This is a genomic window from Marinobacter maroccanus (assembly GCF_002933275.1).
In the GTDB taxonomy this organism is placed as follows: domain Bacteria; phylum Pseudomonadota; class Gammaproteobacteria; order Pseudomonadales; family Oleiphilaceae; genus Marinobacter; species Marinobacter maroccanus.
Genome location: NZ_PSSX01000001.1, coordinates 376,491 through 390,140, shown reverse-complemented (window position 1 = coordinate 390,140; position 13,650 = coordinate 376,491). Strand labels below are relative to the sequence as shown.

Sequence of the window (13,650 nt, the reverse complement as noted above, 5' to 3'; positions counted from 1 at the left end):
AACTGGCGAGATTTCCAGAAACCCAACAATAAAGAGACCATCCATGGATGCATCGCAATTGCCACTGCATTACCAATCCGCCCATGACCTTTTGGCACAACTTGAGGCCGGCACCCTGACCAGCGAGGCTCTGACCACTGCCCTGCTGAACCGGATCCGCGAACACAATCCGGCCATCAATGCCGTTGTCGCCCTGGATGAGGAGCGGGCACTCGCCAGTGCCCGTCAGGCCGATGAACAACGTGCAGCCAACACAGTAAAAGGGCCGCTGCACGGATTGCCCCTCACCCTGAAAGACACCTGGGAATTGGCGGGCCTGACCTGTACCGCGGGTGCGCCGGCCCTCAGAAACCATACTCCCGAAAGCCACGCTGATGTTGTGCAGAGGCTGGAAGACGCCGGCGCCATTATCCTGGGCAAAACCAATGTGCCCATCTATGCCACCGACCTGCAGAGTTATAACAAGCTGTTCGGGGTAACCAACAACCCCCACAACCCGGCGCACACCCCCGGGGGCTCCTCGGGCGGCGCGGCGGCTGCCTTGGCCGCCGGCATGACGCCCCTGGAAGTGGGCAGCGACCTGGCAGGCTCCATACGCACACCGGCCCATTTTTGTGGCGTTTTCGGCCACAAGCCCACCCGCTCCCTGGTCTCGTTTCGCGGTCACATTCCCGGACCGCCCGGCACCCAATCCCGACCGGACCTGGTCGAGGGCGGACCGATGGCGCGCAATGCCAAGGATCTGGCGCTTCTGCTGAACGTCATTGCCGGCCCCCGGCCAGCCGACGAGCGCAGTTGGGCGCTGCAAATGGCACCATCAGAACTTAAAAGCCTCGACCAGGCCCGGGTCGGCTTATGGCTGGAAGACCCCCTGTGCCCGGTAGAGCAGGAGCTGACCGAGGGCTATCAGGCCCTGGGCAAGTCACTGTCTGAACGGGGCGCTATGGTTACCGAGGCCAGCCATCCTTTACTGAGCCTTGAGCACATCCTGCCCGCTTACTTCAACCTGCTCGGCGCTCTACTGAGCACCTCCCTGAAACCCGCCCAGCGCAGGCAGATGAAATGGATCGCCCGACTGGAACACTGGCTCAAATTCCTGGGTCCTATGACGCCGTTTATCGGTGAATACGGACGAGGCGTAAATCAGCCGGTCTACCAGTGGATGGCCTGGAGCGAAATGCGCGAGAAAATGCGGGCTGAAATTGAGTCATTATTTCAGGAAGTGGATGTCCTGCTTACCCCGGTAACGCCAACCACCGCCATCCGGCATGACCACACCCACCCGGTCTTCAAACGCCGAATCACCGTTGCCGGCCAGCCACGGGCTTACATGGACCAGTTCTGCTGGATCGCCTTCGCCACCCTGCTGGGTCTGCCCGCGACTTCTGTGCCCCTTGGACGGACGAAAGAGGGCCTGCCCTTCAATGTTCAGGTTATTGGTGCACCGGGGATGGATCTGACTACGATCGGGTTTGCCGGATTGCTGGAAGAGGCCGGGCTGGCTGGGTTTTTGAGGCCCGAGGGCTTCTAGATGATCTCTAGAGTAAAAACCAGAAAAGCCCGCAAAAGCGGGCTTGACTTCAATAATGGTAGCGGGGGCTGGATTCGAACCAACGACCTCCGGGTTATGAGCCCGACGAGCTACCAGACTGCTCTACCCCGCATCAAACTTTTCATCAATTCTTTCTAATGAGTCCGCCTCTTGGTCGGGCTCATAAGCCGAAGGTCGATGACTCCCTCCGGCTTTCTCGGGATTGGGAGCCCGACAAGCTGCCAGACTGCTCTACCCCGCATCAAACTGGTTGTTTCTCAGGGAACCCCTGATCAACGTGGCGCGCATGATAAGGGGTGAGACCGACACTGTCAAAGGAAAGTTCCAGTTTTCCGCAAACTTACCTTTCCAGAATCGCAGTAACCCCCTGTCCACCGGCCGCGCAGATGGAAATGAGGCCTCGACCGCTGCCCTTCTCCTCCAGCAACTTGGCCAGCGTCGCAACGATGCGGGCACCGGTGGCCGCGAAGGGGTGGCCGGTGGCCAGACTGCTGCCTTTGACGTTGAGTTTGTCGCGGTCAATGCTGCCCAGCGGCTTGTCCAGACCCAGACGCTCCTTGCAGAAGGCCGGATCCTCCCAGGCCTTCAGGGTACAGAGTACCTGAGCGGCGAAGGCTTCATGAATTTCATAGAAATCGAAATCCTGGAGAGTCAGCCCCGCTTTCTCCAGCATCCGGGGCACCGCATAGGCGGGCGCCATCAGCAGACCTTCCTTCTTGTCCACGAAGTCTACGGCAGCTACTTCGGAGAACGTCAGCCAGGCCTTGACCTCGTAATTATTAGCCTTCGCCCATTCCTCACTGGCCAGCAACACGCATGAGGCGCCATCCGTCAACGCCGTGCTGTTGGCCGCCGTCATGGTGCCGTTTTCCCGGTCAAAAACCGGCTTGAGCGTGGCCAGTTTCTCCAATGTGGTGTCCGGCCGCAGAATGTTGTCTTTCTCAAGCCCCGCCATTGGCGTCAGCAAATCGTTGAAGAAACCCTCCTCATAGGCCTTTGCCAGCTTCTGGTGGCTATCAAAGGCCAGCTTATCCTGATCCTCACGGGCAATATCCCACTCCTTTGCCGTCACCTGGGCATGCTCGCCCATCGACATACCGGTGCGGGGCTCGCCATTTTCCGGAACCTCAGGCTTGAGATGGCCCGGCCGGAACCGCCCCAGAATCTTAAGCCGTTCGCCCGCGGTCTTGGCCCGGTTCAGATCCAGCAAAATCTCCCGAAGCCCCTCACCCACGCCAATCGGCGCATCCGACGTGGTGTCGGTTCCTCCGGCAATGCCACACTCGATCTGCCCCAGGGCAATCTTGTTGGCCACCAGAATAGCCGCCTCCAGCCCCGTGCCACAGGCCTGCTGGATATCGTACGCCGGCGTCTCCGGCGCCAGCCCACAACTCATCACCGCCTCACGGGTCAGATTAAAATCCCGAGAATGCTTGATAACCGCCCCGGCAGCCACCTCACCCAGCCGCTGCCCCTCAAGACCGTACCGATCCACCAGCCCCCGTAGCGCCGACGTCAACAACTCCTGATTACTGATCTTGCTGTACGCTGTATTGGAGCGCGCGAACGGAATCCGGTTACCACCCATCACCGCCACGCGGCGAATACCTGCGGGGGCGACAGTGGTCTTTTTTGATGTAGCGGTTTTCTTACTTGGAGTTTTCGATGCTTCTGCCATGATCAATTCATCCGTTTTGAAGTAACCGTGATGTCCGGGGGAACATTGGGGGAAGGCTTCCCAGAACCGTGGAGCGCCAGGGATGGCGCGCCCGAGCCCTACATCGGTGAGGCCGAGCGCTTATGAAGCGAAGCTTCATGCGACAGCCGAACGACAGCAATCTGTGATTGCTGGCTGGACCCCGCAGGGGTATTCATGGGCGTGTTTTGGGAAGCCCAACCCCATTGCTCCCTGAACCCAACCTGAAAACAAGTGTAGCGACAACCGACAATGCCTCATTGGCACCCCTGACAACACCCTACAGGCATTGAGTCAATCCAAAAACTATCCGATTCTTTACCCTGTAGGACGATTCGCATCCAGCAACCCGAATGCAAACACAAGGAAGCCACCCATGTCTGACCTCTATCTTAGAATAGTAAACACCCCGGTAGGCAAAACCGCCGCACAATCCCTCGGCCTGCCTGCGCCAGTACCGCTGAAGCGCCTCAAGCGAACCGACCAGCCCTTTATTGAAGGTGACGTGCTCATTGGTGCGGCAGCCGGCGGCAAAGCCATCGCGACCATTGGCAGCACCCTCAGCGCCAGTGCCGCCACGCTGCACCACGCCAGCGGCAACGACCGCCTGAAAGACTCATCCAAAGCCGGGAACAAAGCCCGACCACTGGATCTGGGGTCAGAAATCGACCACAAATTCTCGGCCCTGGTGTTCGACGCCACCGGGTTGAAAGGACCGGACGACCTCCGGGCCCTTTACGATTTTTTCCACCCCACCATCAAAAAACTCGGCAGTAACGCTCGCGTTCTGGTCATTGGCCAGAACCCCGCCACCTGCAGAAAAGCGCCCCAGGCCGCTGCACAGCAGGCCCTCGAAGGATTTGTTCGCAGCGTGGGTAAGGAAATCGGCAAAAAAGGCTCCACGGCAAACCTGCTGTGGATGGCGCCGGGAGCAGAGAAGCAACTGGGCTCCAGCGTGCGATTCTTCCTCTCTGCCCGCTCTGCCTATGTATCCGGCCAGGTCGTCAAGATCGGCAAAAGCGATTCAGCGCCCACGACCAACCCCGTCGCCCCACTGACCGGAAAAGTCGCACTGGTCACGGGCGCCTCCCGTGGCATCGGGGCCGCCATTGCAGAGACCCTGGCGCGGGACGGCGCCACCGTTATTGGCCTCGACATTCCGCCAGCCATGGAAGATCTGCAAAAGGTCACCTCCGCCATCAACGGCAAGGCTCTGGCCTGTGACATTACCGACGACAAAGCACCAAAGCTCATTGCCGACTTCATCGAAGAGCATTTCAGCGGGGTTGACCTGGTTATTCACAATGCGGGCATTACCCGCGACAAAACCCTGGGCAACATGCCGGAGCACTTCTGGGACATGACGATCGCGGTCAACCTGACCGCCGAGGAGTTGATCGACGAGGAACTTGCAAAGCGCGAGCTTATGAAAGAAAACGGCCGCATTGTCTGCATTTCTTCCATCAGTGGTATTGCCGGTAACTTCGGGCAGACCAACTACTCAACTGCCAAGTGCGGGGTAATCGGGTATGTGGAGGCCATGGCCCGGCAACTGAAAAACGGCGTGACCATCAACGCCATTGCCCCCGGATTTATCGAAACCCAGATGACCGCGGCCATGCCGGTCACCATCCGCGAGGCCGGTCGCAGGATGAACAGCCTGTCCCAGGGCGGGCAGCCAGTGGATGTGGCCGAAGCCATCGCCTGGTATTGCAGCCCTGCGTCCAATGGAGTGAATGGCAATGTTGTGCGGGTTTGCGGGCAGTCTTTGATAGGCAAGTAAGAATCGACCGGGCCTCGGTGTCGGATTACGGCTTCGCCTAATCCGACCTACGGGGTGTCTTTGAAGTCTTTGTAGGTCGGATTAGCCGACGGCGTAATCCGACAACCAAGACACAAAAAAAGGGCCGATCCTTGCGGATCGGCCCTTCTTCAGAATTTTGGTGGGTGGTACTGGGATCGAACCAGTGACCCTCGCCTTGTAAGGGCGATGCTCTCCCAGCTGAGCTAACCACCCGGGTATACTTCTTGAATAAAAATGGCGGAGCGGACGGGACTCGAACCCGCGACCCCCGGCGTGACAGGCCGGTATTCTAACCAACTGAACTACCGCTCCGCATCAATTCCGGCCCTCGGGCCCGAACCTGAAACCGGATGGGGTGATCCGGTGATGCATTTGAAAGTGGTGGGTGGTACTGGGATCGAACCAGTGACCCTCGCCTTGTAAGGGCGATGCTCTCCCAGCTGAGCTAACCACCCACTTTCAAGCCTTTCAAAGGCGCTCACTTGCTGGCCAGCGTTGCTGTCTCAACCAAGTGAGAGGCGCATTTTAAGCATTTGGCTGGCGGTGTCAAATATTTTCCCTGAAATTTCTGAAAAAACCTGCAAGCCATTCAAAAGCGTACGGTTTTTGAGCAAATTCACTTTTGCCGCGAGCCCTTGCCCGCCGCTTTAACGGCTCGCACAACCGGACGATCCTGTCCCGCCTCCTGCGCTTTCTCCTGCAGGGACAACTCGCTGACACGGCTGCGCCTGTCTTCCGGCACGGCCCGGTTGGCCAGGGAACAGTTCAGGTCATCCAGCCGTTTCTGCAGATCACCCCAGCTCTCTAGAAGCTGAGGGACAACATCGTCTGCCAGTTTTTCGAATCTGAGTCTGAGAGAATCCTTGAGAGCCATTGTTTTTGAAGTTCCCGCGTCTTTCACCTGCCGTCAGTGTAGTCAGCACTCAGAAAATCCACCAGCCGCCGCCGGATTCTGCTTCTTCCCGCCGCTCTCGTTCCAGCTCCAGTTCCGCGTATTCCTGCTCCAGTTTCTCAATCTTGCGATCTGTCTCCAGGGGAACCGTGGGGCCACCGCCGAATGGCCAGAACCAGGAAGCCGACTCGTACTTGCCCTCTTCCTTCAAGCGCTCGATCTCCAGTTCCCGCTCCTCTTCCAGCAACACCAGTTGCCGCTCGTAATCCAGATCTTCGTTCACTTCCACAATCGAGGTAGCCGCGTGGTTCGGTGCCAACAGATCACTGTTCAGAAAACGGGTGGAAACAATCTCCTCTGCCTGCATGGCGTATTCCCGCGTCACCAGCTGCAGGTCGCCCTGAGTCAGCGGGTGGTCCGGATCCAGATCCGGATGCCGTTGGCCCGGCTCTGAGAGCTCGTTATAACGCAGGTAATAGATCTGGCCTGGCTCAACTTCCAATGTGGCATCGGCGATCAGGCTCAGACTGAAGGAGTTCATCCCCTCCAGCCCCAGCAACGGCCGGCGCATGGCAATATGGCGCTCCCCGGGGCTTACCTCCAGCCAGGTGAAGCTGTCGTTGCGGATGTTGAAATAGTGGGTGTCGTCAATGTAGACACTGGGCGCTTCGATCTCGTCGGCCGCCCATTGGGAATGGGTCCGGTAGAAATACAGCACGGCATTGCGCCGGTCCCAGCTGTCATTATCAATGTGGACGAAATCATGGCCGGAAACCGGGTGCAGGAACGAGCCGACGCTTTTACCAATGGACTGATAAACCGTACACCCCGACACCGCCAGCAACAGACATACCGCCACCAGCGGCCGGAGAACGGGAACAACGGAAGGCACTCGGGTTTTCATTGTTGTTAACTCTTCATCCTGATTGCGAGTTGCCTGATCATAACAACTGCAAATCGCCAGAAATGAGAGCTACCGCAAGGGATGGCTACAAACCGTTACAAAACCCGAAATGCCTAAGACCAAAATGCTCTGCGGGCCAGTTACTGCCCGCTGACCTGACTCCGCAGCTGATTCACCTCTTCAGACAGCCGAACCAGACGGGAAGTCAGCTGTGAACGGGAAGCATCGATGGACTCGACCGTTCGCTTGAGGCTGGCCACCTCATTCCGGAGCGCCTGAACCCGGCCATCGCCGGCCAGCTCATCCGTCTCCCGCTCCAGGGCCGAAATCCGCCCCTCCATGCCACTGATCCCGAGTTTCTGCTCCTGTTCAAACCGCCGGATGCGGCTCTCGATGACCTGATCCACATCCGCCAGCTGCTGACTCAGTTTCGTCAACTGATCCGTTGCCTGCCGGTTGGCATCCTGCAGCGCTGTGATCGACGTCTCCGTCTGCTGCTTCAGAGCAGCAATATCCGCTGAAAGCGACGACCGAACCTTCTCTACCGACGTCTCCAGAGCGCCAATCGACTTTTTACCCTCCGCAAGGCCGGATTCCAGCGCAGCAATCCGCTCCTGCTGTTCATCCAGACGCTTCTTGTTGCGCTCATTGGCAATCGCCCAAAGCTTCCGGATCTCACTGTCCGCCGTATCAAGACGCTTTTTATTCGCTGCCAGCTGGTCCTCCAGCGACGCCCCCCGCTCCTGCAGGTTCTCCCCCGTCTCCGAAAGCTCACCCTCAAACCGGGCCAGCGCCAGCTTGCTCTGACGGGCCCAGTAATCCGCTTCCTCAAGCTGACCTTCCAACGCCTGAACCCGCTGCTCCTGCGAATACCAACCAGCCCCGGCCGCAACGGCCAGCACAATCAACAGCAGCCACAGCATCGCCGAGCTACCGCGACCATTACCGCCACTGCTCCCGTTACCGCCCTTGCCACCTTTGGGAGGCTTCGTTGGTGTCGACGGCTCGCCTTTCCCACCGGAAGATGGCCTGGACTTTTTCACTGCCGGCTTCTTCTGCTCGGCACTACCAATTGGTCGTTCAGCCCTCAGCTCATCATCATCTGGACGGATGGGTTCCATTACAGCTCCTGACTATGGACGGTTAAAACAATAAGGTCCGATAATACCTATACTTATAAGCAGGGTGAAATAAAGGTGCATTACGGGAAGACCACACTGAGGTCTGGGGCGTGGTTGGGATTTCTTTTCCAGAAATGTCTGAAGCCATGGATGGCTTCAGTCAAGCGCACATGGAAGTGCTCGTAGCGGTTTCTGGAAAAGAAATGCCAACCACGACCTGCACCGGGCTTTGTTGCATGGTAAGTAGGCAAAACATACAATGGCCGGCTTTCCAATTATCACAGGACTGTTGCATATGCAGCCGCTTGTAGGACTCATCATGGGCTCCAAATCCGACTGGCCCACCATGGAACACGCCGCCAACATGCTCGAAAAACTCGGCGTGGCCTATGAAACCAAAGTCGTCTCGGCTCATCGCACTCCGGATCTGCTGTTTGACTACGCCAAAACCGCCGCAGACCGCGGTCTGAAAGTCATTATTGCCGGCGCCGGCGGCGCAGCGCACCTGCCGGGTATGGTTGCCTCACAAACCGCCCTGCCGGTCCTGGGTGTGCCTGTTCAGTCCAAAGCCCTGAACGGTCTGGATTCGTTGCTGTCCATCGTCCAGATGCCCGGCGGCATCGCCGTCGGCACCCTGGCCATCGGCAAAGCAGGCGCCACCAATGCTGGCCTGCTGGCAGCACAGATTATCGGCACCTCCGACAACAATGTACGGGAAGCCGTGGAAGAATTCCGGTCTACCCAAACGCAGACCATACTGGATAATCCTGATCCTCGGGACCAGTGACGCTAGATTCGGAGCAAGAAGCGCCCGGGGCCGTGTGTCCAAAACACGCTACAAGCACGTCCATGTGCGCTTGTTTCGGGCCATCCATGGCCCTCTACAGTTTTGGACACACGGCCCCGCCCGCTTCCCCAACTTTTGAAAAATGCCGAACAGAGGCAGGAGAACACAAATGAGAATTGGTGTACTGGGAGCCGGCCAACTGGGAAGAATGCTGGCACTGGCCGGATACCCACTGGCCAAGACCTTTGTTTTCTACGACATGTCCGGCAGCCCCAGTGCCGGCCTTGGTGAAGTCATTATCGACCGGGACGGCGAATACCTGGATGACTTCCTCTCCCGCGTCGACCGCGTTACCTATGAGTTTGAACACCTGCCGGTAGAGGTGGCTGAGAAAATCGCCGCCCACAAACCGGTCCACCCGTGTCCTCGCGCCCTGCAGGTGTGCCAGAACCGGGAAGCCGAAAAAACCCTGTTCGGCCAACTGGGCATCCCCACGCCCGAATGGAAAATTGCCGATAGCGCCGCCTCATTGAAAGCCGCTGCCGAGGAACTTGGCTGCCCGGTAGTGGCGAAATCCAACACCGAAGGCTATGACGGCAAAGGCCAGGCTGTGCTCAGAACGCCCGAGGAGGCAGAGGCCGCCTGGGAATCCATCGGCCACCCGCGCCTGATCGTAGAAAAGTTTGTCGACTTCCACCGGGAAGTATCGATTATCGCCGTCCGGGCTGAAGACGGTGAGCTGGCATTCTACCCGATGGCGGAGAATACCCACCACGAGGGGATTCTGCGTTACTCGATTGCCCCGGCGCCAAAACTTGCAAAGCATGTTCAGGAAGATGCCGAACGATACATCAAGGCACTGCTGAACGAATTGGATTATGTCGGCGTATTAACACTGGAACTGTTCGAGACGGCCGATGGCCTGGTAGCCAACGAGATGGCCCCCAGGGTTCACAATTCCGGGCACTGGACCATTGAAGGGGCAATGACCAGCCAGTTCGAGAACCATATCCGCGCGGTGAGCGGACACCCTCTTGGGAATGTTGCGCCCCGTGGCGTAAGCTGCATGATCAATATCATCGGCGAGCATGGCGACATCGACCGCATTCTCGAACTGCCCTATGCCCATGTTCACCTCTATAATAAAGGTGAACGGCCGGGCCGGAAGCTGGGCCATGTGAACATACTGGCCGACAGTTATGAAGAACTGGTGTGGCGGGTGAAGAACTGCGCGCAGTTCCTGCCCGGTAGCCCCGAGTTTAAAAGTTCTTTAACACCAAAGGGTTGATCTGAAGCAAATCGACCCTATATTGGGTTCACGTACATCAACATAAACAGAGAGACAGGGAGAACGACCTCATGGCATTTGAACTTCCCGCACTGCCTTATGAAAAGAACGCACTGGAACCGCACATCTCTCAGGAAACTCTTGAGTACCATTACGGCAAGCATCACAACACCTACGTCACCAAGCTCAATGGCCTGATCGAAGGTACTGACAACGCCAACAAGTCTCTTGAAGACATCATCAAGAGCGCCAGCGGCCCGCTGTTCAACAACGCCGCACAGGTCTGGAACCACACCTTCTACTGGCACTGCCTGAGCCCGAACGGTGGTGGTGAGCCGACCGGTGCAGCCAAGGAAGCCATTGAGAAGGCGTTCGGCTCTTTCGAAGACTTCAAGAAAGAATTCAACGACAAGGCCGCCAACAACTTTGGTTCTGGCTGGACCTGGCTGGTGAAGAAAGCCGACGGCAGTGTTGGCATCGTTAACACCAGCAACGCTGAAACGCCGCTGACCGGCGCCGACAAACCGGTGCTGACCGTCGACGTTTGGGAGCACGCGTACTACATCGACTACCGCAACTCCCGTCCGAACTACCTGGAAGCTTTCTGGAACCTGGTCAACTGGGATTTCGTGAACGAAAACCTGGCCTGATCGAAGCTCCGCTTCCAGACATAGTCTGTACAGGCTGTGTTGAAACGCCCGCCCCCCGGCGGGCGTTTTTGTGTCTGTCATACCAGAGCAATTACAATTTGATACAACCACACCCTGAAATCTTTGAAAAAATCGCCGATACTCAATGAAGATATCGCAACTGTGAACCATACTTAGCAACAATAATCAGGGTGAGGCCCCAAGCACATCGCCCGACGTGCGACATTTTCGCCCTGAGCAGTGCGGAACGATCGTCCTGCATAATCGGAATAAGACAGGCTTGAATGCAAAACTCCTTCGAGGTTGAACATCGCCTGGGCTATCGAATCTTACGGTGGATTCTTGCCGTGGCCCTTGTCAGTGGCGTAATTGTCAGCACCATACAGGTCATTCTGGATGCCCAGCGCGTGTCCAGGGGGCTGGACAATGACGCCGAGCAGACAATCGCGATGGTAAAAGACGCCGCCACCCAGGCAGTGTTCAGCATAGATGCCGAACTCGCCCAGCAAGTGGTGGACGGTCTCTTTGCGAAGGAAGCGATACACATGGCCCGAATCGTTCATCCGGAAGGCGAGCCACTCGGTAATCGCGACCGTCCTTTGCAGCAAACCGCCTTTCGCCCGGTTACCGATCCCTTCTTCGATGCGGAACGCATGTTCCGGGAACCTCTTTTCCGGGAAGGTAATCCGGAGGATGTCTACGGCTACCTGGATGTTCATTACGATACGGCACCGGCTGCGCGCACCTGGCTCGACCGGGCGGCAGTCACCTTCGCGTCCGGTATAGCGACGGCCCTCATCCTCGGGATGGTGCTTTTTTATGTTTTCCATCTGCTTCTGACGCGCCCACTTCTCAGAATCGTCAGTTCCGTGAAGCAGGTGGACCCGGCTCACCCGGATGACCGCCTGGTCACTACGCCACCCGGCCATCAGAGCGACGAGCTGGGGCTGTGGGTAAACGCCACCAACAATCTCCTGGTCGCCATTGGTGACAGCCAGAAACGTCATCGCGAGGCCGAGGATCGGGTAAGCCGCCTGTCCCGCTACGATCAGCTCACCGGCCTGCCCAGCCGGGATACCTTTATGGAATTGCTGGAGCGGGACATTGAGGAGGCCAACAAACGCAACTCTCAGCTGTCTCTGATTGTCTGCGGCATTGACGACTTCAAGTCGGTGAACGAGCAGTGTGGTTTCCGCTCTGGCGATCTTATCCTGCAGACGGTCGCAGACCGGCTGACCAACAAGCTGGACAACGCCCGCTTTACCATTGCCCGCCTGGGCAGCGATCAGTTCGTGATTGTTCAGAAAGGACTCCGGGACGGGTTCCAGGCGGCGGACACGGCCGAGCGCATCCTTGCCTGTATCAGCGCGCCCATGCTGGTCGAGGAGCAGAGCATTTCAATGACGGCTACCATGGGCGTTGCGCTGTACCCGTCTGACACCAACCAGCCAGACCGGCTACTTCAGAGTGCCGAACAGACCATGACCCTGGCCAAGCAGAACGGCCACAACCACTTCCAGTTCTACGTTGCCAGCATTGATCAGGAAATCCGGGACCGGAAGCAACTGGAAAAGGATCTGTCCCAGGCGCTGGCCAACCACCAGTTGCACCTGGTTTATCAACCCCAGATCAACCTTGAAAGCAAACGTGTGATCGGGGCCGAGGCGTTGCTGCGCTGGGATCACCCGACTCGCGGCATGGTTCCTCCCGACTTTTTCATTCCCGTCGCCGAAACGAATGGCTCCATTGTTGAAATTGGCCAGTGGGTTCTGGACCAGGCCTGTTGGCAGGCGGCACGCTGGGCATCCGATGGCACTCCACTGCGCATTGCCGTGAACCTCTCAGCGGTACAGTTGCGCCAGGAAACCATCGTCGATGACATCCTCGACACCTTGCGACGACACAAGATTCCTGCCGGGCGACTGGAACTTGAGGTGACCGAAACCAGCTTCATGACCAACCTTTCAGATGCTGTGGCCAAACTCCACAGGCTTAACAAGGCCGGAATCAGCATCGCAGTGGACGACTTTGGCACCGGCTACTCTTCCCTTACCTACCTCAAACAGATGCCGGTGCAGCATCTGAAGATCGACAAACAGTTTATCCGGGACCTCCTGGTCAATGAGGAAGACACCCGAATCGCAAACACCATCATCGATCTTGGCAAGAGTCTGAATCTGTCCGTGGTTGCTGAAGGTGTGGAAACGGCCGAACAGGAATACTACCTGAGTCAGCGCGGCTGCAAGCTGGCCCAGGGCTATTTCTTCAGCAAGCCGTTGCCGCCGCGTGAATTTGAGACCTTTGTAAAAGGTTTCCACGAGCAAATCGTGGAAAATAACGTCTGAACCATCACCCTGAGGAGTTGCCATGGGAACCACAGTTATCGGCGTGATTGTCATTGCCGTCGTTGTTTTCTATCTGGTCTTTATTTACAACCGCCTGGTTTCCCTGCGCAACCAGTTCAAGAACGGGTTTGCCCAGATAGATGTGCAACTGCAGCGTCGGCACGACCTGATTCCGAACCTGGTGGAAGCCGCAAAAGCCTATCTGAACCATGAGAAAAGCACCCTCACCCAGGTGATGGAAGCCCGTAACAATGCAGTCAGCGCCCAAAAGGATGCCGCCAAGGATCCAGGCGACGGAACCAAGATCCAGCGCCTGGGCAGCGCCGAGAACCTGCTGACCAAAGCCCTTGCCAACTTTTACGCCGTGGCGGAGAACTATCCGGAGCTGAAGGCCAATGAAACCATCCAGCAACTGATGGAAGAACTCTCCAGCACCGAGAACCGCGTCGCCTTTGCTCGCCAGGCCTATAACGACGGCGTAATGAGCTACAACATTTTCCGGGAGCAGTTTCCCAACAACGTGATTGCGGGCATGTTTGCGTTCAAGGAAACGTCGCAACTGGAACTGGAATCACCGGAAGCCCGTCAGGCACCGAAAGTGGCCTTCTGAG

General features: G+C 57.6%; 11 protein-coding genes and 4 tRNA genes. 7 read left to right on the top strand and 8 right to left on the bottom strand.

Annotated elements, in window-relative coordinates; genetic code table 11:
- The first annotated feature begins 43 nt into the window (after window positions 1-43).
- Entirely contained in the window at window positions 44-1,531 is a 1,488-nt protein-coding gene (locus KEHDKFFH_RS01790; RefSeq protein ID WP_104320325.1) for an amidase family protein, read from the top strand.
- A 56-nt stretch (window positions 1,532-1,587) separates the two neighbouring features.
- On the opposite strand, the gene KEHDKFFH_RS01785 is transcribed toward KEHDKFFH_RS01790, so the two are convergent.
- A tRNA-Met gene (locus tag KEHDKFFH_RS01785) sits at window positions 1,588-1,664 on the bottom strand.
- 228 nt (window positions 1,665-1,892) lie between these two features.
- Window positions 1,893-3,230, bottom strand: a complete 1,338-nt coding sequence (locus KEHDKFFH_RS01780; protein WP_192875726.1) for an acetyl-CoA C-acetyltransferase — start codon at window positions 3,228-3,230, stop codon at window positions 1,893-1,895.
- 394 nt (window positions 3,231-3,624) lie between these two features.
- Here KEHDKFFH_RS01780 and KEHDKFFH_RS01775 point away from each other — a divergent pair, with 394 nt between their 5' ends.
- On the top strand, window positions 3,625-5,031 hold the full coding sequence (locus KEHDKFFH_RS01775; RefSeq protein WP_104320324.1) for a 3-oxoacyl-ACP reductase: 1,407 nt from the start codon (window positions 3,625-3,627) through the stop codon (window positions 5,029-5,031).
- A 158-nt stretch (window positions 5,032-5,189) separates the two neighbouring features.
- On the opposite strand, the gene KEHDKFFH_RS01770 is transcribed toward KEHDKFFH_RS01775, so the two are convergent.
- From KEHDKFFH_RS01770 to KEHDKFFH_RS01745, 6 genes are all read right to left on the bottom strand, one after another.
- Window positions 5,190-5,265, bottom strand: a tRNA-Val gene (locus KEHDKFFH_RS01770).
- Window positions 5,266-5,287: 22 nt separating this feature from the next.
- Window positions 5,288-5,364: transfer RNA gene (locus KEHDKFFH_RS01765), tRNA-Asp, on the bottom strand.
- Window positions 5,365-5,431: 67 nt separating this feature from the next.
- A tRNA-Val gene (locus KEHDKFFH_RS01760) sits at window positions 5,432-5,507 on the bottom strand.
- 161 nt (window positions 5,508-5,668) lie between these two features.
- Window positions 5,669-5,926: a hypothetical protein gene (locus KEHDKFFH_RS01755; RefSeq protein ID WP_104320323.1), complete on the bottom strand. Its 258-nt coding sequence runs from the start codon at window positions 5,924-5,926 to the stop codon at window positions 5,669-5,671.
- A 49-nt stretch (window positions 5,927-5,975) separates the two neighbouring features.
- Window positions 5,976-6,848: a DUF2846 domain-containing protein gene (locus KEHDKFFH_RS01750; RefSeq protein WP_104320322.1), complete on the bottom strand. Its 873-nt coding sequence runs from the start codon at window positions 6,846-6,848 to the stop codon at window positions 5,976-5,978.
- Window positions 6,849-6,988: 140 nt separating this feature from the next.
- A complete protein-coding gene (locus tag KEHDKFFH_RS01745; RefSeq protein WP_104320321.1) occupies window positions 6,989-7,969 on the bottom strand; it encodes a hypothetical protein in 981 nt (326 codons plus the stop codon).
- Window positions 7,970-8,264: 295 nt separating this feature from the next.
- Here KEHDKFFH_RS01745 and purE point away from each other — a divergent pair, with 295 nt between their 5' ends.
- From purE to KEHDKFFH_RS01720, 5 genes are all read left to right on the top strand, one after another.
- Window positions 8,265-8,756 carry a 5-(carboxyamino)imidazole ribonucleotide mutase gene (gene purE / locus KEHDKFFH_RS01740; protein ID WP_104320320.1) on the top strand — a complete coding sequence of 164 codons (492 nt, stop codon included), beginning with the start codon at window positions 8,265-8,267 and terminating at the stop codon, window positions 8,754-8,756.
- 169 nt (window positions 8,757-8,925) lie between these two features.
- Window positions 8,926-10,044 carry a 5-(carboxyamino)imidazole ribonucleotide synthase gene (locus KEHDKFFH_RS01735; protein WP_104320319.1) on the top strand — a complete coding sequence of 373 codons (1,119 nt, stop codon included), beginning with the start codon at window positions 8,926-8,928 and terminating at the stop codon, window positions 10,042-10,044.
- Between the two features lie 71 nt (window positions 10,045-10,115).
- The gene (gene sodB, locus KEHDKFFH_RS01730; protein ID WP_064228770.1) at window positions 10,116-10,694 is read left to right on the top strand and encodes a superoxide dismutase [Fe]; all 579 of its coding nucleotides are present in this window, start codon (window positions 10,116-10,118) and stop codon (window positions 10,692-10,694) included.
- Between the two features lie 284 nt (window positions 10,695-10,978).
- Window positions 10,979-13,039, top strand: coding sequence for a putative bifunctional diguanylate cyclase/phosphodiesterase (locus KEHDKFFH_RS01725; RefSeq protein ID WP_104320318.1), 2,061 nt, complete (start codon window positions 10,979-10,981; stop codon window positions 13,037-13,039).
- Window positions 13,040-13,061: 22 nt separating this feature from the next.
- A complete protein-coding gene (locus KEHDKFFH_RS01720; RefSeq protein WP_104320317.1) occupies window positions 13,062-13,649 on the top strand; it encodes a LemA family protein in 588 nt (195 codons plus the stop codon).
- The last annotated feature ends 1 nt before the right edge of the window (window position 13,650 follow it).

Bases quoted from the DNA above. Each gene is read 5' to 3' on its own strand.
- KEHDKFFH_RS01790 (WP_104320325.1), top strand. From the start codon at position 44: ATGGATGCATCGCAATTGCCACTGCATTACCAATCCGCCCATGACCTT.
- KEHDKFFH_RS01780 (WP_192875726.1), bottom strand. From the start codon at position 3,230: ATGGCAGAAGCATCGAAAACTCCAAGTAAGAAAACCGCTACATCAAAA.
- KEHDKFFH_RS01775 (WP_104320324.1), top strand. From the start codon at position 3,625: ATGTCTGACCTCTATCTTAGAATAGTAAACACCCCGGTAGGCAAAACC.
- KEHDKFFH_RS01755 (WP_104320323.1), bottom strand. From the start codon at position 5,926: ATGGCTCTCAAGGATTCTCTCAGACTCAGATTCGAAAAACTGGCAGAC.
- KEHDKFFH_RS01750 (WP_104320322.1), bottom strand. From the start codon at position 6,848: ATGAAAACCCGAGTGCCTTCCGTTGTTCCCGTTCTCCGGCCGCTGGTG.
- KEHDKFFH_RS01745 (WP_104320321.1), bottom strand. From the start codon at position 7,969: ATGGAACCCATCCGTCCAGATGATGATGAGCTGAGGGCTGAACGACCA.
- purE (WP_104320320.1), top strand. From the start codon at position 8,265: ATGCAGCCGCTTGTAGGACTCATCATGGGCTCCAAATCCGACTGGCCC.
- KEHDKFFH_RS01735 (WP_104320319.1), top strand. From the start codon at position 8,926: ATGAGAATTGGTGTACTGGGAGCCGGCCAACTGGGAAGAATGCTGGCA.
- sodB (WP_064228770.1), top strand. From the start codon at position 10,116: ATGGCATTTGAACTTCCCGCACTGCCTTATGAAAAGAACGCACTGGAA.
- KEHDKFFH_RS01725 (WP_104320318.1), top strand. From the start codon at position 10,979: ATGCAAAACTCCTTCGAGGTTGAACATCGCCTGGGCTATCGAATCTTA.
- KEHDKFFH_RS01720 (WP_104320317.1), top strand. From the start codon at position 13,062: ATGGGAACCACAGTTATCGGCGTGATTGTCATTGCCGTCGTTGTTTTC.